Genomic DNA, 21,226 nt, shown 5'->3' with positions numbered 1-21,226 from the left:
TTGCTAGAAGCACAAATCAAAAGTTAACTTTAAACCTGTAATTCCTAACATCAAAGATACGCTCTCAAACTACGCTATTCTTCGATTATCAACGCGCTGTGCGTCGTTGAGGTCGCTTATAATACTCGCCATTTTTATTTTAGCAACCCCTATACGGTATTTTTTTTGTAACTAAAATATATGTGTATTAAAACAGCACTTTTAAGAGGTACCAATGACTTATTCTGTATAAAATACAATCAACTATCGACATTTATAATAATTTAAAAGATTTAATGATAAATATCATTACACGATATAGTTAATTTTAAATGAATTTCAATGCTTAAACCCTTAAATATCTATCTTTATCTTTCCTATTTATTGGCTTTTGTTTCAATTAAGCGCGGGTATACTAAAATTATTGTTTAATTATAGTGAGCTTTTTTATGTCTAATAATGAATTAGATCTCTTTAAAGAGATGATGGCTGATGTAACACCAATAAAACAAGATACTATTTTAATCCAACAAAAATACCAAATATCGGAAGATCAACTCGCGCGACGTCTTGCAGCACAAACGCTAGCAAACGGTAATATCGATTATCTCTCTCTTGATAATGCCAATATGATCAAACCAGATGACATGATTGAGTTTAAACGTGATGGGGTCCAGTTGACAGTATTTAAGAAAATGCGCCAAGGGAAATATGCTATTCATGCCCGTTTAGATCTCCATAAAAAGACCTTAGCTCAAGCTCGCGATGAAGTATTGGCTTTTTTAAAACAATCCCAACGTTTAGATATTCGCACCGTTATGATTATTCATGGCAAAGGAGAACGTAGCAATCCTCAGGCATTAATGAAAAGTTTTGTTGCAACATGGCTAGAACAAATTTCTGATGTGCTTTGTTTTCATTCAGCACAACGCCAACATGGTGGAACTGGAGCACTTTACGTTATGATCAAAAAAAGTGCAGAAAAGAAACAACAAACCCGCGATCGACATGAAAACCATCGAGAAGCCTAACAATACATAATAAAAATGAATGATCAGCAAATTACCGATAAACAAAAAAGTTAATATTCATTTTTACAACTAAAAAGACATCATTCATCGAATAGTAAGAGAAATATATCCTAGGGTTAAATTGTTTTGAATTTAATTATCATACAATTTCAGTAAAGTCGCCGCCCTAGGAGATTATTCATGAATTCAGAAATACGCCCAATGCTGTTAATGCTAGTGTCCACATTTAGCTTATCAATAACAGGATTACTCTCTAAATGGCTAACCAACAGCTTTGACCCTGCATGGCTATGTTTTTTCCGCCTCTTATTCCCAGCGATTCTTGCCTTTTGGTTAATGATGATCACCCAATGGTCACAACCCAATAAACAAGCGTGGAGTGGTTTAATTATTCGCGGTATTTGTATTACAGGCAGCCAGCTTTGTTTTCTTGCCTCAATTAAGCACCTTAGCCTTGTTGAAGCCGTTGTTTTATTTGGTACCAGTCCTTTATTTGTTCCTATTTTAGAACGTATCTTTTTTAAAACACCAATTAAACGCCTAATTATTATCAATTTAGGTATTACTTTTACCGGCTTGCTTTTTATTGCGGGTAATCTTGAACAAATGAAATTTGGCGGGAGCTTATTATTAGGTTTGGCTGGCGGTATTTTTAATGCAGGCTCACAAGTGGCGATGTACCGTTCAAGTAAAAGTAATCTAACACCTTTAGGTGTGAGTGCTTGGAGCTTTATTGTTGCCTCAATATTTTTAGTGCCTTTTTTAATGTTGTCTCCAATGACGACGGCGGTAGAGTGGCACACACTAACGGGCTGGCAACATCCTTTATTATTACTATTGCTATTTATGGCAGTATGTACGGTTAATACTCAAGTGTTCCGAGCTAAAGCTTACCAACTCGCAGAGTCAGGTTCACAATTAGCACCCATTATTTTTACTAATTTAATTTTCTCAGCCATTTGGCAATTCATGTTCTTTAACCATCCAATGTCATGGAACAAACTTGTGGGCGTCAGCTTAATTATATTAGCGACAATCTTAAATACTTTTGTGCCTATTTGGTTACGTAACAAAAGATGCCAGCCTAATTGCTAATATAAAATAGCCGAACTCAGTTCGGTTATTTTTAATGACATTTTTATAATTAAGCTAACCACACCACGCGCAAAGCCAATCCCAGTAAGACTATCCCTGACAGACGATCAATCAATTGCGCTTTCGTTCTTAAAACACTAAGAACCCGTGGATAAGATAAAACACACGCAATTAACGTATACCAAAATCCATCCACCAGCAGCGGTGTCGCTACGATAATAACTTTTGATGAAACTTCATTACCGACTGCGACAAATTGGCTAAACAATGCTAGAAAGAATAATGCTAATTTAGGATTAAATAGCGAGATCATCACCCCATCACGCGCCGCTTCAAACAACGAACTTGGTTGCCCTTGCGCTAATTTTGCCGCGACACCGCCTTTAGAACGTAATGCATTAAACCCTAAATAAGCTAAATACCCTGCACCCGCATAACTGACACTGGTAAATAGCAGTGGTGATTGATGTAAAACAACCGCTAATCCAAGTAGAGTGAATAATGCGTAACACCCCACTCCACAAGCATGCGCCCAGGCACAGACAATACCATGCCAACGTCCACCTGATAGACTATGTTTAGCCACTACCGCCAAACTGGGTCCAGGTGACATCGCACCTAATAGACAAATGAGTAATAAAGAAAGCCAAATACTAATCGTCATTGTTAATTTCCTTTTATCAATGAATAGATCGGGATCCTTTATTACCCCAATTAATTGTGATGACTTAATCTTGTTTCGCTATCGTTGCAAAATGACCACCCGTTAAAGACACTAAATCTTTCGCTGCTAATTCTATTTCTAAGCCACGACGTCCAGCACTAACACAAATAGTCTCAAACAACTCAGCACTACTATCCACAAAAGTAGGTAAGCGTTTTTTCTGCCCCAAAGGACTAATACCACCAACGATATAACCCGTCACCTTTTCAGCTAATTTAGGATCAGCCATCTCGGCTTTTTTACCACCAGCCGCTTTAGCCGCAGCTTTTAGGTCTAACATCCCAGCGACAGGAACCACTGCCACCGCCAAGTTTTTAGGATCACCATTTAATGCAAATAATAGTGTTTTAAATACACGATGAGGATCTAACCCCAATATTTCAGCGGCTTCATGGCCAAAGTTATTATTAGCAGTATCATGTTCATATTGATGAATTTGGAATTCGATTTTATTTTTTTTTGCTAATTTAATTGCAGGTGTCATAACGTTTTCTCTTACAGCTTGATTAATCAAACAGTTGTAATTAGCTCCCCTTTTATGTCAAATCATACCCATCAAAGAAGCTAACCACATCTGTTTACCAAAACAGAACTATATACTGAGAAATATTTTAAAAAAAGGACAAAAAAAACGGCACTGAATATTCAGCACCGTATGACATATATTTCAGCAATAATAATCACTTATTTATAAATAATCTCACCTTTAGGCGCGTATTTATTAACATCAATTGGGCTATTATTTTGTAAAAATTCTTGTAAAACTTCCGCATCCACGAAACCAGTATTCACATAACCTGGATGTTTGTTGATTTTTGGATAGCCATCACCACCCGCAGCATTAAAACTTGGTACGGTAAAACGGTAGGTCTTATTCATTAAGACTGGTTTTCCACCAATCTTAACATCACTCACTTGACCATTCGCAACCGTCATCGTGATACCATAAAATTGAGCATAAGCACCAGAATCAACAGGCTTAGTTGCGACCACATTCAAATAGTTTAAAACGTCTTTTCCTGACATATCAACATAAGACACAATATTACCGAACGGTTGCACCTTCAGTACATCTTTATAGGTAATATCACCGCCATCAATTGAATCTCGTACACCACCAGAGTTCATTACCGCAAAATCAGCCTTCGCACGCTGCATATGGGAAGCGGCAATCAGACGACCTAAATTAGTTTGTTTAAAGCGAACCACACTACGATCACCTTCTAACTTACCGTTAGATTCTGCGATCTTAACCATTAGTTGCTCTTGGCCTTTTTCTTGGAATGGTGTTAAAAATGATAATACTTGAGGGTTTTGTTGAATCTCATTCTGAATAAAAACCCGCTTTTGGCTGCCATCATCTAATTTGATTTTTTTCTTCAAATTTACGGGAACCAAATCATAACTAATAAGATTTAATTCTCCATTTTGAAATTCAAAATCAGCCCGCCCAACATACTTACCCCATTCATGTGCTTGTACTATCCACGTTCCATTTTGTTGATCGGGCGTACACTTATCACCGGGCTTAAAATTACTATTATTTTTATTGGGTGATTCCATACACACAGGTTCTTGTGAATGGCCACCGACGATCATATCTAAATCACCCGGCTGCATATAACGCGCTAATGCAACATCACCAGGGGCATTAATACCTCGTTGACCATCTTCATAATGCCCCATATGGGTTGCGGCAATGATTACGTCAGGTTTTTCATTTTTTTCAAGTTCAGCAATCACTTTTTTTGCTTCCGCTTTTGGATCACGGAATTCAATTGCACCAATATATTCTGGATTACCAATTTTAGCAGTATCTTCGGTAGTTAATCCGATCACTGCAATCTTAATCCCTTGCTGCTCAAAAATTTGATACGGCGGGAATAAACGCTTACCGGTATTTTTATCGTAAATATTGGCGGATAACATTGGGAATTTCGCCCATTGTTGTTGCTTACGTAATACATCAAGCGGGTTATCAAATTCATGGTTACCCAATGCCATTGCATCGTAACCTAACAAATTCATACCTTTAAAATCAGGCTCTGCATCTTGTAAATCTGATTCAGGAACACCGGTATTAATATCACCACCAGAAAGTAATAATGTGGTACCCCCTTCTGCTTTCACTTCTGCACGAATATTATCTAACAACGTTTTACGTGCTGCCATACCATATTCACCATTTTGATTTTGCCAAAAACGGCCATGGTTATCGTTAGTATGCAAAATAGTAATACGATACGTTTTATCTGCATCCCATTTAGCAGAAGTATCACCTGTCGGTGTTGCACAACCAGAAATTACTGCCAACAGAGCAGCAGTTAATGCAGTTTTAGCAAATAGACGTTGTTTCATGTTATCCACCTTAGCGATCTTAATCATCGATATCTACCATTCTTAGCTGGCTTGAATCGAGTTAAATTAATGCAAAAGAGTCGTGTTATTTAATGAAGGTATTCGAATAAATAACCGCTTAAAAATAATTGCGCTCAGTGTAAATGAATCAAAAATAACCATGGTTATAACGTCATTATTTTGCAATCAAGATCACCTTTACAACATTCAAAACGAACAGTGGATCACAATCCATAAAAAAAGCTCGGACAATGCCGAGCTTTTTGAAAAACAATGAATTAACTCAATCTCTAAATATAATCATTTATGGATTAAAATACTTTTTCAAATTTAGTCGCTGAGCGGCGAATAAAAATAGCAATTAATGCCGATATGGCTAAAAAGAAACAATAGTAAGAATGAGAGACTATTTCTAACGGCGACAACTTAAAAACGGAACCTAATAATAATGCCTGAGCGCCGTAAGGTAACACGCCTTGTATTACACAAGAGAAGATATCCAGCAAGCTCGCTGAACGACGTGGCGTAACACCATTTTCTTGCGCTAATTCACGAGCAACCCCACCTGATACTATAATCGCTACGGTATTATTGGCAGTACAACAGTTAGTTAAACTCACCAAACTTGCGATACCTAATTCACTGGCGCGTGAATTTTCTGATGCATTATGCTTTGAACTAAACTTACCAATCACACGGCTAATAAGCTGGGTTAAAAATGCTAAGCCACCTTGCTGACGCATTAACTCACTCACCCCACCAATTAACATTGAAAGTAAGAAAATCTCCTGCATATTACCAAAACCACTATAAATATCTTTACCAAATGTGGTTAAGCTATAGCTATCAATTGAGAATAATCCGACACCACCAGCCAATACAATACCCAAACTCAGTACAACGAAAACGTTCACCCCAGAAACAGCAAGGATTAAAATGGTGATATAAGGTAAGACCTTGAGCCATTCAATAGGGTTAGCTGCCGGCAAGGTCGTGACAGAACTACTAAAAGCAAACAACACCATCGTCACTATCGCCGCGGGTAAGGCAATTTTAATATTCTCGCGAAATTTATCTTTCATCTGACAGCCCTGAGAGCGAGTTGCTGCAATCGTCGTATCAGAAATAATAGATAAGTTATCGCCAAACATAGCACCACTTAATACCACACCAGCTGTTAATGCCACATCCATTCCAGCAGCTTGAGCGATACCTAACGCAACAGGAGCCACTGCCGCAATAGTGCCCATTGACGTCCCCATTGAGGTAGCAATGAACGCTGAAATAACAAAAATACCCGGTAAAATCATGCTTGCAGGCAATATTGCCATCCCCAAGTTTACCGTTGCATCAACACCACCAGAAGCCTTAGCAACCGCAGCAAAGGCGCCTGCTAATAAATAAATCATGCACATTGCAATAATATCGTTATGACCAACACCACGAATAAATTGCTCTATTGCTTTGTTTAATTTTTCTTTACTAAGAAGAATAGCCACAACAACAGCGGGTAATGCTGCAACAGGTGACGGTAATTGATAAAACGCGAAATCGACGCCTTGATAAGTAAGATAACTACCAACACCGATAAATAAGGACAAAAAGATCCCCAATGGCAGCAATGCCAATGCTGAAGGTGTAATTGATGCTGTTTTCGTTGTGTTTGACATGCTGATAATGAATATCTATTTTAGAATTTCCCTTAGGTTAATGGGATGTGTCATCACTGTCAACATCCAGACGTCTAAACATCCATATGCACATTAATGACATACTAATAGGAAAGCATCAAAATAATCATTTCGTCAATACTTTGACCCTCTCCTTATCGATAAGCGTCAATAAAAAGTCACAATATATCAATATCTTACTAACTTTAAAATAAAACTTTCAATCACCAATGAATCAATTGTAATAATAGGCATAATTTGCTCTCATAAGGTATATTTTGACTAATGAGATGGACTAATGCAGTTTTCACTCAAACAAAAACTGATCATTGCTAGCGTATCGGCAGTAATCATAATGGCCACAGCGTTAACATGGTTGGCTGCAAAACAACTTGATAACGAAACCCACGCCAGTACTACTGAACGTGCTAACAGCATTGCTTCAACAGCAACCGTAGGTATTGCTGACTGGATGAATATTCGTCGCGCAATAACACAATCATTCGATAAATATTATGATCAACCCAATAGTGTGATGTTTTTAGAACAAGCACGTAAAAGCGGTGGGTTTGATGATATTTATTTTGGTGCTATTGATGGTGCAATGCTTCGCTCACACCCAGAACGTAATCGGGCTAATTATGATCCCCGCACTCGCCCTTGGTATCGTGATGCACAAACCGCAGGTAAACAAATTATTACCGCCGCCTATAAAGATGCCATTACCAATGCATTATTAGTTACTATCGCTCAACCTTTAATTAATAATGGTCAGACAGTCGGTGTAGTTGGCGCAGATGTCCTCATTGATCAACTGATCAATGATGTTATTAGCCTTGATGTGGGTGACAATGCCTTTGCAATGTTAATCAATAAACAAGATGGCAGCTTTTTAGCACATCCAAATAAACAATTACTACTTAAGCCATTGGCGCAATACAGTAACCAACTGACACTGGCTAATATTGAACAGCAAATTGCAACTGATAAACCACAAACTATAACGATTAATGGTCACCAAAAAGTGTTCTATTTTTCTAACGTGCCGAATACCGACTGGATTTTAGCGTTAGAAATGGATCAGGCAACAGAAGAATCCAATTACCATTCAGCATTACAACAGTTAATTATTACCGCTATCGTTATTACCTTATTAGTGATCGCAGCCTTAACAGTATTAGTCAATTTCTTATTTCGCGATCTTAACCGCGTATCAGCAGCATTGGCTGAAATTGCGAATGGTGAAGGTGATTTAACCCGCCGTCTTGAACCTCATAGCAATGATGAAATCGGTCAACTTGCCCATAACTTCAATTTATTTGTCAGTAATCTACACAGTATGCTGACGCGATTAAGTCTGGTGTCTACAACCTTAAACCAACAATCACATATCACCGCCTCTCAAGCAGAAGAACGCAGTACCCGTATTCAATTTCAACAAGATGAAATAAATATGGTTGCAACAGCAATTAATGAAATGGCAGCGGCCACTCATGAAATTGCATCAAATGCTGAAAATACTGCCCGTACCTCAGAAGAAACAGTGATTGCTTCAGGCCATGGCAGCACCCAAGTTAACCAAAGCCAACAATCAATCGCCAGTCTTGCCCAAGAAGTAGAAACAGCAACCGGTGTGATCAGTGCATTAAACAGCCATGCACAAAGTATCAATACGATCCTATCAACGATTCAAGGCATTGCTGAGCAAACCAACTTATTAGCCCTTAATGCTGCTATTGAAGCGGCACGAGCAGGAGAACAAGGACGAGGATTTGCTGTTGTTGCCGATGAAGTAAGAGTATTAAGTCAACGTACGCATGCTTCAACCCAAGAAATTCAGCAAATGATAGAAACACTGCAACAAACCACCAGCCAAGCGGTTGGCATTATGGATGATAGCCGTCATTTAGCAGAAACCAGTGTTGATGATGCTAATTCAGCCTCTGCAAGCTTGTCTCAAATCACTACCGCAGTAAATAATATCAGTGACATGGCAACACAAATCGCTTCCGCAGCAGAAGAACAATCATCTGTAACATCAGAAATCACCCGTAATACCGAGGGGATCCGTGATGTATCAAATGAATTAGCAATAGAAGCCAATGAAGCAGCGAAACAAGCCGCAGAATTATCAACGCTGTCGCATGAACTCCAACAAGAAATTAATCGATTTAAACTGTAATTATTCGCTATACATTTAATAATCAACAAAAAAGGCTTGCCTACCCAGCAGCTAGTTAACACTAGAGACAGAGTAGCAAGCCTTCATTTTTATGCTTTAACTAACGACCGTTTTATTTAACCAAATTAAACACAATCGCACCTACCGCTAAACACCCCATCAATAAGATAAAATACGTGCTTATTTTTCCACGATAGATTCTTAAACTTTCAATGTGATACACCGCCAGCATTGGCATTAAAAATAAAATCATCGCAATCACCGGCCCTGATAGCGCTTCCATCATGCCTAAAATACTTGGGTTCATTACCGCCGCAAACCAAATACTGATAAACATCAGTACAATCCCGATCTTATCAATGGTCTTTAACGGTAAAGAAGTTTGCTTGGCAACTAAGCCATTAAAACTTTCACGTGCACCCATAAAATGCCCTAAGAACGACGATGTAATCGCAATAAAAGCAATTAATGGCCCCAAAATCATAATAAAAGGACTGTCTTCAACATTGGCTAAATACGATAACACTGACACGTTATCCACTTTTGCTTGTTGAAGTTGCGCTGGGGTTAAACTTAATACGCATGAAAAAACAAAAAACAATACAAATACAATTAGCATTACTGACGTACGTTTTAAAATAGTTTCTGATTTAGTTTGTGCCTGTTCACCATATTGACGACGTTGAGCATTAACAAAACCTGATACTACGGGCGTATAGCTAAAGGCAAATACCACCACTGGGATCGCCAACCATAACGACGCACTTAAGTTAGCGACACTTTGATTAAAACTAAAATCAGGCATGTGCCAACTAGGAATAAGATAAATTGAAATACCCGCTAAAATAAACGTCAACGGATAAACAATCATTCCAAATACTCGTAGCATAGTTTTTTCACCCGATAGCATAATCGCGATCATACCAAAGACTAAACAACCCGAGAGCAGAATGCGTGATGGTGGTGCCATTCCAAGTTGGTGAACTATAAAACTATCAACAGTATTAGTTAAACCTACACCATAGATAAGTAAAATAGGGAAAATAGACAGAAAATAAAGTAATGATATTAAGCGACCATAACGCTGACCAAAGTGCTCTTCAACCACATCGGTAAAGTCTGCATCTTTTTGTGTTGATGATAAAACAAATCGCGCCAATCCACGGTGTGCCCAAAACGTCATCGGTCCGGCAAGTAATGCCATAATAACTAATGACCAAAAACCGCCAGAACCAATATTAATCGGCAAAAATAGAATGCCAGCCCCAACGGATGTCCCAAATAAACTTAACATCCAACTGGTGTCATGCTTAGTCCAATGTGACGAGACTGTTTTTGCTTCTGATATGGAAAGATCTTGCGATATTGACACGGTAACTCACTACGACTTAATAAAACTTGGTCGTCAGTATGGAACGAGCACAACAAAGACTCAAAAAAAAAGTGACACAGATCACCCTAAAATAACACAAGCTAATAATCCACTATCACTAAAAAACATATAATATGTAATATATTAAACTGCTTATAGCTTACTAAATTGAAATAAATAACCAAATTATTCAATTAAACAATTTTTTATGTATCGTTTATTTATTGTACAAAAAAGCCCCATGAATAGAATTCACAGGGCTAAAATATATTAACGATAGTGATTAATTAACTTCAATTGGCGCGAAGCTTTTAATTAAATCATCTAATTGTTTAATTTGTGCAAGGAAAGGTTCAAGCTTATCAAGCGGGAAAGCTGATGGGCCATCACAACGAGCAGAATCTGGCGTTGGGTGTGCTTCCATAAATAAACCAGCAATACCCGTCGCAATACCTGAACGAGCAAGATCAATGGTTTGCTCGCGACGGCCACCTGATGCAGCACCTTGTGGATCGCGACATTGAAGCGCGTGCGTTACATCAAAAATGATTGGACTACCTTTTGATGCTTTTTTCATAACATCAAAACCTAGCATATCAACCACAAGGTTATCATAACCGTATAATACGCCACGCTCACATAAAATCACATTGTGGTTATCGCACTCTGCAAACTTCTCAACAATATTACCCACTTGACCTGGGCTCATAAACTGTGGTTTTTTCACATTGATCACAGCGCCAGTTTTTGCCATTGCTTCAACAAGATCTGTTTGACGAGCAAGAAAAGCGGGCAACTGAATCACATCAACCACATCAGCAACAATTTGAGCTTGTTCTTTTTCATGAATATCAGTGATGATTTTCACGCCAAAAGTGTCTTTCAATTCTTGGAAGATTTTTAAGCCTTCTTCTAAACCAGGACCACGGTAAGAATGTACAGATGAACGATTAGCTTTATCAAAAGACGCTTTAAATACGAAAGGAATACCCAATTTAGTGGTTACTTCTACGTAATGCTCACACATTTTCATTGCTAGGTCACGAGACTCTAGTACATTCATACCACCAAAGAGTACAAATGGCTTATCGTTAGCAACATCAATATCACCAACACGAACAATTTTTTGTTGCATCATATTTATCTTCTCATCTAGTGCAAAGTAAGGGGCTCTTCATATAAAGCGTCTACTTGAAGTTTAAGCAAATCCGCAGCAGGATCTTCAGGGCATTGTTCAATAAAATAAGAATAATCAACCGCAGCAGCATGAAGACAATCGAGTTGCTGGTAAATATAGCCTCGATCACGAATTTCATGTGGATCACCAGGATTTAACGCTAATGCTAAATCACTACAACGTAATGCATCAGTAAATTGCTCTTCTCGCAATAACGCACTTTTCATTACCGTTAGCCAACGTGATAAAATAACGTTGTTTTGCTGCTCATTCAAATATTCAGATTTAAATTCAGCAAATGGACCACAATGACCAATTAGCCAACTGCGTAAGATATGAGTACTAACAAACTCACCATCAAAGGGGTTGATGTATTGTATATCATCTTGCGACCACACAACTTTCAATAAAAATTGGGTTGGGAAGCCTACATTTTCAACCGGTAATTCAAGCTGTTTAGCTAAATATAACAAAATAGCGCCTAAACTAACGGGGATCCCTTTACGTCGTTCTAACACTTTATCTAAAAAAGCATTCTCTGATGAAAAATATTGCTGAAGATCACCCTGAAAGCCCCACTCACGATAAAACAGTCGTAATAAACCATCCAAACGTAGACGAGGATTAACTTCCCCCATTAATGCTTGTTCTGCTTCTTTTGCTAACTGCGTCAAACGTAACTGTACCCAAGTAGCGGGGAAATCAGTATCGACTTCAACCATAAAAGCAATCGCACCATCAACCAATGGCATCTGATTAAGCTCTTGTTCATTAAATGGCATCATGATATTACCTGCATTAGCCTAATATAGATGTTTTAGTAATGGCTAACTGTGCCGCTAATACCAGCCAACCAATCGCACCTAAAAAAGCAAACGTTTTAAATACTTTATTCTTACCATGATGAAGCGTGAAATAACCTAATGCAATATAGGCAAAAACACAGGTTAATTTTTCTGTTAGCCAGCCATTACCCGCGGTAAATGGCATAAAACCAGTAATGAAAATTAATGCGACACCTGACGCTAACATGATGGTATCAATGACATGGGGTGTAATTTTAAAGAATTTTTTATTTATCATTGATGAATTTGCCATCACCATTATATAGCGAGCGACAAATAGTAAGACACTTAACGCAATAGCAGTAAGGTGGATGTGTTTCATTGCCATATACATCATTACTAATGATCTCCTTGCCAGCAACCCATCGTTACGCGATCGAGCCCAGCATAATCCTGACATGTTGATACCTGCACATAGCCTAATTGCTCAAGAATAGTTCGAACGGCAGCGCCTTGTTCAAAACCATGTTCCATGAGTAACCAACCATCAGGTAATAAATATTGGCGTCCATCTTGACTAATAATACGAATATCAGCGAGTCCGTTATCACTAGCAACTAATGCACTTTTAGGTTCAAAGCGTACATCACCTTCAATCAGATGTGGATCCGCTTCATCTATATATGGCGGATTACTGACAATGACGGCAAATTGAGGTTGTTGTTCAAGTGGCGTATACCAACTACCGCTTAAAAAACGACTATTGGTAATCTGTAATCTTTGGCTATTTTCAGTGGCTAATGCAACAGTTTCAGGACGTAAGTCAATCCCTGTCACTAGTATATCAGCACGTTCAGATGCAATCGCCAATGCTATTGCACCCGTGCCTGTACCTAAATCAAGTACCTGACATTTACCTAGAGGAATCTTTTCAAGGGCTAATTCAACCAGCCTTTCAGTATCAGGACGGGGAATTAATGTTGATGGTGATACTTTTAATGATAACGACCAAAACTCACGTTCACCGATAATATAAGCAATCGGCTCACCCGCGATTCGGCGTGCCAATAATACTGAAAACATCGCAAACTGAGTATCATCGAGTTGCTTTTCTGGCCATGTTAATAAATAACTACGTGGTTTATCTAACACATGACATAACAACACCGCACTGTCTAACTGCGGACTACTAGAGCCCGCAGCGTCGAGTTGTGCACTGGTCTGTTTTAATAAACATTCAATGCTATGTGGCATTAGTTCTGCTCAGCCATCGCAGCTAATTGATCCGCTTGGTATTCTACAAATACAGGTTGGATCAATGCATCTAAATCACCTTCCATAATTTCATTTAAGCGGTAAAGCGTTAATGTAATACGGTGATCAGATACGCGACCCTGAGGGTAGTTATATGTACGGATACGATCAGAACGGTCACCCGAACCTAACAAGTTACGACGCGTACTTGCTTCAGCTTCATGACGACGAGCTTCTTCCGCTTTAATGATACGAGCCGCTAGCACGGACATCGCTTTCGCTTTGTTTTTGTGCTGTGAACGCTCGTCCTGACATTCAACTACAATACCCGTTGGTAAGTGAGTAATACGAATAGCAGAGTCGGTGGTGTTAACGTGCTGACCACCCGCGCCTGATGAACGGAAAGTATCAATACGTAAATCGCCCGCATTAATCTCTGGAATTTCCTCTTGAGGAATTTCAGGCAAAATAGCGATAGTACAAGCCGATGTATGTACACGGCCTTGAGATTCAGTAGCAGGTACACGTTGTACACGGTGACCGCCTGACTCAAACTTCAAGACGCCATAAGCGCCATCGCCGTTTACTTTTGCGATCATCTCTTTATAACCGCCTTGTTCTGAGCGGTTTTCACTGATAATTTCCATGCGCCAACCACGACGTTCTGCATAACGGCTATACATACGGAATAGATCACCAGCAAAAATACCCGCTTCATCGCCACCAGCACCGGCGCGAATTTCGACGAAACAGTTACGATCATCATTAGGATCTTTAGGAATCAATAATAATTGTAATTCATCGGTTAAACGTTCAATTTCAGCCTTAGCATCTTTGATTTCTTCTTGCGCCATTTCGCGCATTTCAGCATCATCTTCTTGTGCCATTTCTTCAGCAGCTTCAAGGTTTTCTTTTGCTTGTTGATACGCTTGGAAACACTTGGTCACTTCTTCAAGCTGAGAATATTCTTTTGATAGTGCACGAAATCGGTTTTGATCACTAAGAACACTGGAATCACCCAGTAAATGTTGAACTTCTTCGTAACGTTCAACCAGAGTTTCTAATTTAATTAAAATTGATTGCTTCATAATCTTCTAATTAGGGTGCGGAGTGAAGGCCAAAGCCATCAACTGCTAATCGTTATAGGAATCCAGCCCGAGTGCTTCACGGATCACAACCAATTTGTCAGATTCACCATCTTTGGCGACCTGTTGCATGGCTTTAGTCGGAGCATGGATAAGCTTATTGGTTAGTTTATTACTCAATTCTACCAAGGCTCTTTCAGGATCAGTGCCATTAGCGATTGCTTGTAAGCTGCGTTGTAACAGCTCACGTTTTATTACTTCAGCATATTGACGATAGTCACGGATACTATCAACCGCTTCCAATGAACGTAACCACTGTACAAAAGCTATACTTTCGTCGGTGATTATCGCCTCAGCTTGAATCGCAGCGACTTTACGTTGCTCGCGATTTTTCTCGACAATCGAATGCAGATCATCAACAGAATATAAATACACATCATTCAGATCGCCAACCTGTGATTCAACATCACGCGGCACAGCAATATCAACAAAGAGCATTGGCTGATTACGTCGTTGTTTTAACGCAGTTTCTACCATGCCTTTACCTACAATAGGTAACGGACTTGCAGTAGAACTAATCACGATATCAGCACGATGAAGATGAGCAGGAATATCTTCTAAACCTATCACTTCAGCGCCAAACTCACGTGCAAGATTAAGCGCACGTTCTCGGGTTCTATTAGCAACAATTAAACGGTTACAGCCTTGTTCAGCTGCATGACGAGCAACCAATTCAATGGTCTCTCCTGCCCCAATGAGCAACATCGTCACGTCTGATAAAGCTTCAAAAATTTGTCGAGCCAACGAACACGCAGCATAAGCAACAGAAACCGCATTGCCACCGATATCGGTTTCAGTGCGTACGCGCTTGGCAACGGTAAATGTTTTTTGAAACAACTTTTCTAAGGTACCAACCACAGTTCCATTGCTTTTTGATTCCGAATAAGACTGCTTCACCTGTCCTAGGATTTGCGGTTCGCCTAATACTAATGAATCTAAGCCACACGCGACACGCATTAAATGCCGCGCCGCAGCTTGTTGTTCATGAAAATACAGGCTTGGCATCAATTCTTCGGCTGTGATCTGATGAAATTTGGTCAACCAGTCAATAATCACACCCGGCCCTGACTGCGATAATTCACAGTAAACTTCAGTACGATTGCATGTAGATACAATAACCGCACTCGATACCTCAGGATGGTTTTTAAGCTCCTGCAGTGCCAAAGACAGTTTTTCAGGAGAAAAAGCTACCTTCTCACGCAAATCAACAGAAGCTGTTTTGTGGTTGATTCCTAATGCAAGCAAGGTCATGGAAACAGTATACCCACTTTGGCAGTGAAAAAATCTAAGGTGCAGATTTTACTTGATGCCATGTCGTAATAAAAGGCAACAGACGCAATCAATCCATAATGACACCATTTTTATCGTTTTTTAGCCATCTAATTAGTCTTATTAGGGGGTATAATTTGGCTTTCGATTAAATTATCGCTATTGTTTTGATTCATTCTGATAGAGATCACTTACGATGATATTGCGTAATCTTGTTAAAAATATCACTTCAGCCACAGTGACACCCGCACTCAAAAAATCGGTAATAGCTCACAAAAAAAAATGGCTCGGCTCTTTTTTTGCTTTATCGTTATCACTACTTTCAGGTTGCGCACAACAACCAACAATCACCCACAAAGCAGATTGGGCACTCCACCAAGCTCAATTACAACAGTTAACCAATTATCATGCTCAAGGTGTGTTTGGGTATATCAGCCCCCAACAACGAGTAACGCTCACTTTTAATTGGCAAAACCAACCTGATGATTATCAGCTTATTTTAACCAAAATGTATAAAACAATCCTCAAGTTGGACGCGCGTCCTCATAACGTTACACTTACAGATCCTGACGGTAAAATACACCATGGCACAGATGCAACACAATTAGTGCAACAACTCACAGGTATTAACTTACCACTGCAACAAATGCAAGATTGGTTAATTGGTCTACCCACAGGCGCCGATCACTATCTACTCAATAAAAATAACCAAGTCGCCTTTTTAACCAAAAAAATTGATGGCCGCACTTGGGAGATGCATTACAGTAGTTACGATAATACTCAGGTACCATCCCTACCCATTCTAATGACCTTAAAACAGGGTGATTTAACCATCAAAATAAAAGTATCTAATTGGAAAATAAAATAATAACCCTGTTTATTGATATTTAAAATTTACGGAATAATGAGTCATTTTCATGAACCACGAAGCTAAATTTGATATTGCCACTCAGTGGCCAGCGCCTGCGAAACTTAACCTTTTTCTCTACATTACAGGTCAGCGAGACGATGGCTATCACGACTTACAAACGTTATTTCAGTTTGTTGATTACGGTGACACATTAACCATTACCGCCCGTCAAGACAGTAAAATCACACTAATGCCAGCCATTACGGGTGTTGCCACTGAAGATAATTTAATTTACCGCGCTGCTGTTGCTTTACGTCAAGCAGCACAAGTAGATTTTGGCACAGAGATCCATATTGATAAAATTCTCCCCATGGGTGGAGGTTTAGGTGGCGGCTCATCCAATGCTGCAACAACCTTAGTTGCATTAAATTTTTTATGGCAAACACAATTATCTGTTGATGAACTTGCGGCTATCGGCTTAAAACTTGGCGCTGATGTACCTGTTTTTGTTCGTGGTCATAGTGCCTTTGCAGAAGGTATTGGTGAGAAATTACAACCTGCGTTACCACAAGAAAAATGGTATCTGGTTGCAAAACCCGATATAAGCATCGCAACTGCTGAAATTTTCAACCATCCACACCTACCACGTAACACTAAAAAACGCAGCTTAGATGCCCTGTTACGTAGGGTTTACGAAAACGATTGCGAAAAAATTGTAAGAAGTCTTAATCCCGAGGTTGATCAGGCGCTTTCATGGCTGTTAGAATATGCACCGTCAAGATTAACTGGTACTGGCGCTTGTGTGTTCGCAGAATGTGACACTCAGCAAAAGGCTAATGATATTTTGAATAATTTACCTGACTGGCTCCAGGGATTTGTCGCAAAAGGTGTTAACGTATCTCCTTTGTTGACAACACTCGCCACATATTCTATGGATTGTCAGTAATTACAACTTGGACGCAACCTGAGGTTTACACCGTGCCTGATATGAAGCTGTTTTGTGGTAACGCAACACCAGAACTAGCCCAACGCATCGCTGATCGTCTTTATATTTCATTAGGAGACGCAACGGTTGACCGTTTCTCCGATGGTGAAGTATGTGTGCAAATTAATGAAAATGTTCGTGGTAGCGACGTCTTTATTATTCAATCAACTTGTGCACCAACTAACGACAACCTAATGGAACTGGTTGTTATGATCGATGCATTACGTCGTGCTTCTGCAGGTCGTATTACTGCTGTTATTCCGTACTTCGGTTATGCGCGTCAAGATCGTCGTGTACGTTCAGCTCGTGTTCCAATCACTGCTAAAGTTGTTGCTGACTTCCTATCTAATGTAGGCGTTGACCGTGTATTAACAGTTGACCTACACGCAGAACAAATCCAAGGTTTCTTCGACGTTCCTGTAGATAACGTATTTGGTAGCCCTGTGCTGCTTGAAGATATATTAGCCAGAGACCTTAAAGATCCAGTGGTTGTTTCTCCTGATATCGGTGGTGTTGTACGTGCTCGTGCCATTGCTAAGTTATTAGATGATACTGATATTGCTATCATCGATAAGCGTCGTCCTCGTGCTAACGTTTCTCAAGTTATGCACCTAATCGGTGATGTTGAAGGTCGCGATTGTATTATCGTTGATGACATGATCGATACTGGCGGTACGCTATGTAAAGCAGCAGAAGCACTAAAAGAACGTGGCGCTAAGCGTGTATTTGCTTACGCTACTCACCCAGTATTCTCTGGTAGCGCACTGAAAAACATCACTGAATCTGTGATTGATGAAATCATTGTGACTGACTCAATTCCACTAACAAAAGAAATTGCTGCGACAGGTAAAGTATCAGTACTTACGCTGTCAGGTATGTTAGCTGAAGCGATTCGTCGTATTAGCAACGAAGAATCAATTTCTGCGATGTTTGAGCACTAATCTCCTTCTATTAGTATGAGATTTATCTCAGCGAAATAAAAACCAACGCCTCGCTTTTGCGAGGCGTTTTATTTTTTATCGACTGTTGAAAAAACCGATCACCGCAGAGTCGTATCAATTTCACTTGATTTAGTATAATATAGCGCGCGTTTTGAGCCCGACTATTGCTCGGTTTAACCATCACAATGGTCATCACAAAACGCTATCACTATTGCTATATGACAAGAGAGACAAGCGTGAGTAATAATATTCGGTTACTTGTCGGCCTGGCAAACCCTGGCCAAGAGTATGCACAAACCCGTCATAATGCTGGTGCATGGGTCGTTGAAGAACTAGCCCGAGTCCATAACGTTACCCTACGTCTAGAACCAAAATATTTTGGTCTAACCGGTAGGATCACAACCAATGGCCAAGATCTTCGCTTGTTGATCCCAACCACATTCATGAATTTATCGGGTAAATCAGTTGCAGCATTAGCTAATTTTTTCCAAATCAAACCGGAAGAAATTTTAGTCGCGCACGATGAACTTGATTTACCTCCTGGTGTTGCCAAGTTTAAAAAAGGCGGTGGTCACGGGGGTCATAATGGTCTGCGTGACATCATTAGCAAAATGGGCAACAACAAAGATTTCTATCGTTTAAGGATTGCCATTGGCCACCCTGGCGATAAAAATAAAGTCGCTGACTACGTGCTTGGAAAAGCACCAGCCAAAGACCAAGAACTTATTGATGCAGCAGTTGACGAATCAGTTCGCTGTATTGATGTGCTTCTAAAAGACGGCCTCAGTAAGGCACAAAATCGTCTTCATTCATTCAAGGCAGAATAGCGCACTGGCAACAGTACTACTTTGTCGTTATAGGCTTATTGTTGAGCACTATAATTGATTTGTTACAGAATAATCACCAAAAGGGTTACAAGCCATGGGTTTTAAATGCGGTATCGTAGGTCTACCAAACGTTGGTAAGTCAACACTGTTCAATGCCTTAACAAAAGCAGGCATCGAAGCAGCTAACTTCCCATTCTGTACTATTGAGCCAAACACAGGTGTTGTACCTGTGCCAGATCCTCGCATGGATGCATTAGCAGTCTTCGTTAAACCAGAACGTATTCTGCCAACCACAATGGAATTTGTAGACATCGCAGGCCTTGTTGCTGGCGCATCTAAAGGTGAAGGTCTTGGTAACAAGTTCCTAGCTAACATTCGTGAAACTGATGCTATTGGTCACGTTGTTCGTTGTTTTGAAAATGAGAACATCGTTCACGTTGCCGGCCGTATTGACCCTCTTGAAGATATCGATATCATCAACCTTGAACTAGCAATGGCTGACCTTGATACCTGTGAGCGTGCTATTTTCCGTGTCGCTAAGAGAGCTAAAGGTGGCGATAACGATGCTAAAACTGAGATCAAAGTACTAGAAAAAATGCTACCAGTATTAACTGATGGCGAAATGCTACGTTCAATGGATCTAAATAAAGAAGAAAAAGCAGCAGTTGATTACCTGCACTTCTTAACACTAAAACCAACAATGTACATTGCTAACGTTAGTGAAGATGGTTTTGAAAATAACCCATTCCTAGACAAAGTTATGGAGCGCGCAGCAACAGAAAACGCCATTGTTGTGCCTATCTGTGCCGCAATGGAATCTGAAATCGCTGAGCTTGATGACGAAGACCGTGAAGAATTCCTTGCTGATATGGGCATCGAAGAACCAGGTCTTAACCGTGTTATTCGTTCTGGTTATGAATTACTTGCACTACAGACGTATTTCACAGCAGGTGTTAAAGAAGTACGTGCATGGACTATCCCTATTGGCGCTACAGCACCAAAAGCGGCAGGTGTTATCCATACTGACTTTGAAAAAGGCTTCATTCGCGCAGAAGTTATCGGCTACGATGATTACATCGAATGCGGTGGCGAATCAGCAGCAAAAGATGCAGGTAAATGGCGTCTAGAAGGTAAAGACTACATCGTTAAAGACGGTGATGTAGTCCATTTCCGCTTCAACGTATAATTTTTTCTATTCAGTTATTATTCGTATAACCATGAATTGATGAATAAGCCAGCCTCGTGCTGGCTTATTTTTTATCTTTACCACTATAAAAATAAACTCGCGCTAGGTCACAATTTTAATTATTGCTAGCTGACAAATCAGATATCAGTTTGTGATTCGCCCAGTTCGCCCAAATAACCGCCGAACAAACGAATTTTCACCATTTTTCAAAAAAAACTATTGACGGTTTTGGCTGGTATGAGCATAATGCGCCCCGTTCCCAACGAAGTGGCTCAGTAAGAGCAGCGGCGTTAGAAAGCAAAATGGCTACGTAGCTCAGTTGGTTAGAGCACATCACTCATAATGATGGGGTCACAGGTTCGAATCCCGTCGTAGCCACCATTTCAATTTTATTTA

Annotated in this window: 19 protein-coding genes and 1 tRNA gene; 9 read left to right on the top strand and 11 right to left on the bottom strand. The window is 39.7% G+C overall.

Annotated features, from left to right (window positions below):
• Positions 1–428: 428 nt before the first annotated feature.
• Together smrA and GLP24_RS18785 are read left to right on the top strand one after the other, a co-directional pair.
• Positions 429–1,010, top strand: coding sequence for a DNA endonuclease SmrA (smrA, locus tag GLP24_RS18790; RefSeq protein ID WP_101770385.1), 582 nt, complete (start codon positions 429–431; stop codon positions 1,008–1,010).
• Between the two features lie 180 nt (positions 1,011–1,190).
• The gene (locus GLP24_RS18785; protein WP_232578570.1) at positions 1,191–2,105 is read left to right on the top strand and encodes a DMT family transporter; all 915 of its coding nucleotides are present in this window, start codon (positions 1,191–1,193) and stop codon (positions 2,103–2,105) included.
• 49 nt (positions 2,106–2,154) lie between these two features.
• Here the strand turns inward: GLP24_RS18785 and GLP24_RS18780 are convergent, their stop codons facing one another.
• The 4 genes from GLP24_RS18780 to GLP24_RS18765 form a co-directional block, all read right to left on the bottom strand.
• Positions 2,155–2,769: a LysE family translocator gene (locus GLP24_RS18780; protein WP_101770383.1), complete on the bottom strand. Its 615-nt coding sequence runs from the start codon at positions 2,767–2,769 to the stop codon at positions 2,155–2,157.
• A 64-nt stretch (positions 2,770–2,833) separates the two neighbouring features.
• Entirely contained in the window at positions 2,834–3,313 is a 480-nt protein-coding gene (gene ybaK / locus GLP24_RS18775) for a Cys-tRNA(Pro) deacylase (RefSeq protein WP_101770382.1), read from the bottom strand.
• A gap of 200 nt (positions 3,314–3,513) precedes the next feature.
• Positions 3,514–5,187 (bottom strand): bifunctional UDP-sugar hydrolase/5'-nucleotidase UshA, encoded by a 1,674-nt coding sequence (gene ushA, locus GLP24_RS18770; RefSeq protein ID WP_232600519.1) that lies wholly within the window; start codon positions 5,185–5,187, stop codon positions 3,514–3,516.
• Positions 5,188–5,498: 311 nt separating this feature from the next.
• On the bottom strand, positions 5,499–6,857 hold the full coding sequence (locus tag GLP24_RS18765) for a Na+/H+ antiporter NhaC family protein (RefSeq protein WP_152652974.1): 1,359 nt from the start codon (positions 6,855–6,857) through the stop codon (positions 5,499–5,501).
• Positions 6,858–7,155: 298 nt separating this feature from the next.
• Between GLP24_RS18765 and GLP24_RS18760 the strand changes: the two genes are divergently transcribed.
• Positions 7,156–9,039 carry a methyl-accepting chemotaxis protein gene (locus GLP24_RS18760; RefSeq protein ID WP_232578214.1) on the top strand — a complete coding sequence of 628 codons (1,884 nt, stop codon included), beginning with the start codon at positions 7,156–7,158 and terminating at the stop codon, positions 9,037–9,039.
• A 112-nt stretch (positions 9,040–9,151) separates the two neighbouring features.
• On the opposite strand, the gene GLP24_RS18755 is transcribed toward GLP24_RS18760, so the two are convergent.
• The 7 genes from GLP24_RS18755 to hemA form a co-directional block, all read right to left on the bottom strand.
• Positions 9,152–10,411 (bottom strand): SLC5/6 family protein, encoded by a 1,260-nt coding sequence (locus GLP24_RS18755; RefSeq protein ID WP_152652973.1) that lies wholly within the window; start codon positions 10,409–10,411, stop codon positions 9,152–9,154.
• Positions 10,412–10,694: 283 nt separating this feature from the next.
• Complete coding sequence (kdsA, locus tag GLP24_RS18750; RefSeq protein WP_193435495.1) at positions 10,695–11,549, bottom strand: 3-deoxy-8-phosphooctulonate synthase; 855 nt, start codon at positions 11,547–11,549, stop codon at positions 10,695–10,697.
• 14 nt (positions 11,550–11,563) lie between these two features.
• Positions 11,564–12,373, bottom strand: a complete 810-nt coding sequence (locus tag GLP24_RS18745; protein WP_101770377.1) for a SirB1 family protein — start codon at positions 12,371–12,373, stop codon at positions 11,564–11,566.
• 13 nt (positions 12,374–12,386) lie between these two features.
• Complete coding sequence (locus GLP24_RS18740; protein ID WP_101770387.1) at positions 12,387–12,767, bottom strand: SirB2 family protein; 381 nt, start codon at positions 12,765–12,767, stop codon at positions 12,387–12,389.
• A gap of 5 nt (positions 12,768–12,772) precedes the next feature.
• Entirely contained in the window at positions 12,773–13,627 is an 855-nt protein-coding gene (prmC, locus tag GLP24_RS18735) for a peptide chain release factor N(5)-glutamine methyltransferase (protein ID WP_232616398.1), read from the bottom strand.
• Complete coding sequence (prfA, locus tag GLP24_RS18730) at positions 13,627–14,715, bottom strand: peptide chain release factor 1 (protein ID WP_101770375.1); 1,089 nt, start codon at positions 14,713–14,715, stop codon at positions 13,627–13,629. The genes prmC and prfA overlap by 1 nt, the downstream gene beginning before the upstream one ends.
• A 45-nt stretch (positions 14,716–14,760) precedes the next feature.
• Positions 14,761–16,023 carry a glutamyl-tRNA reductase gene (hemA, locus tag GLP24_RS18725; RefSeq protein WP_101770374.1) on the bottom strand — a complete coding sequence of 421 codons (1,263 nt, stop codon included), beginning with the start codon at positions 16,021–16,023 and terminating at the stop codon, positions 14,761–14,763.
• A gap of 214 nt (positions 16,024–16,237) precedes the next feature.
• Between hemA and lolB the strand changes: the two genes are divergently transcribed.
• The 6 genes from lolB (at position 16,238) to GLP24_RS18695 (ending at position 21,211) form a co-directional block, all read left to right on the top strand.
• Entirely contained in the window at positions 16,238–16,909 is a 672-nt protein-coding gene (gene lolB, locus GLP24_RS18720; RefSeq protein WP_232578573.1) for a lipoprotein insertase outer membrane protein LolB, read from the top strand.
• Positions 16,910–16,958: 49 nt separating this feature from the next.
• Positions 16,959–17,837, top strand: coding sequence for a 4-(cytidine 5'-diphospho)-2-C-methyl-D-erythritol kinase (gene ispE / locus GLP24_RS18715; RefSeq protein ID WP_232616397.1), 879 nt, complete (start codon positions 16,959–16,961; stop codon positions 17,835–17,837).
• A gap of 32 nt (positions 17,838–17,869) precedes the next feature.
• On the top strand, positions 17,870–18,817 hold the full coding sequence (locus tag GLP24_RS18710; RefSeq protein ID WP_144043197.1) for a ribose-phosphate pyrophosphokinase: 948 nt from the start codon (positions 17,870–17,872) through the stop codon (positions 18,815–18,817).
• Between the two features lie 236 nt (positions 18,818–19,053).
• Positions 19,054–19,644 (top strand): aminoacyl-tRNA hydrolase, encoded by a 591-nt coding sequence (gene pth / locus GLP24_RS18705; protein WP_101770371.1) that lies wholly within the window; start codon positions 19,054–19,056, stop codon positions 19,642–19,644.
• 94 nt (positions 19,645–19,738) lie between these two features.
• Positions 19,739–20,830: a redox-regulated ATPase YchF gene (ychF, locus tag GLP24_RS18700; protein ID WP_101770370.1), complete on the top strand. Its 1,092-nt coding sequence runs from the start codon at positions 19,739–19,741 to the stop codon at positions 20,828–20,830.
• A gap of 304 nt (positions 20,831–21,134) precedes the next feature.
• Positions 21,135–21,211: transfer RNA gene (locus GLP24_RS18695), tRNA-Met, on the top strand.
• Positions 21,212–21,226 lie beyond the last annotated feature (15 nt).

This window comes from Photobacterium carnosum, from assembly GCF_021236965.1.
In the GTDB taxonomy this organism is placed as follows: Bacteria; Pseudomonadota; Gammaproteobacteria; order Enterobacterales; family Vibrionaceae; genus Photobacterium; species Photobacterium carnosum.
This window is presented reverse-complemented; position numbering and strand designations above follow the sequence as displayed.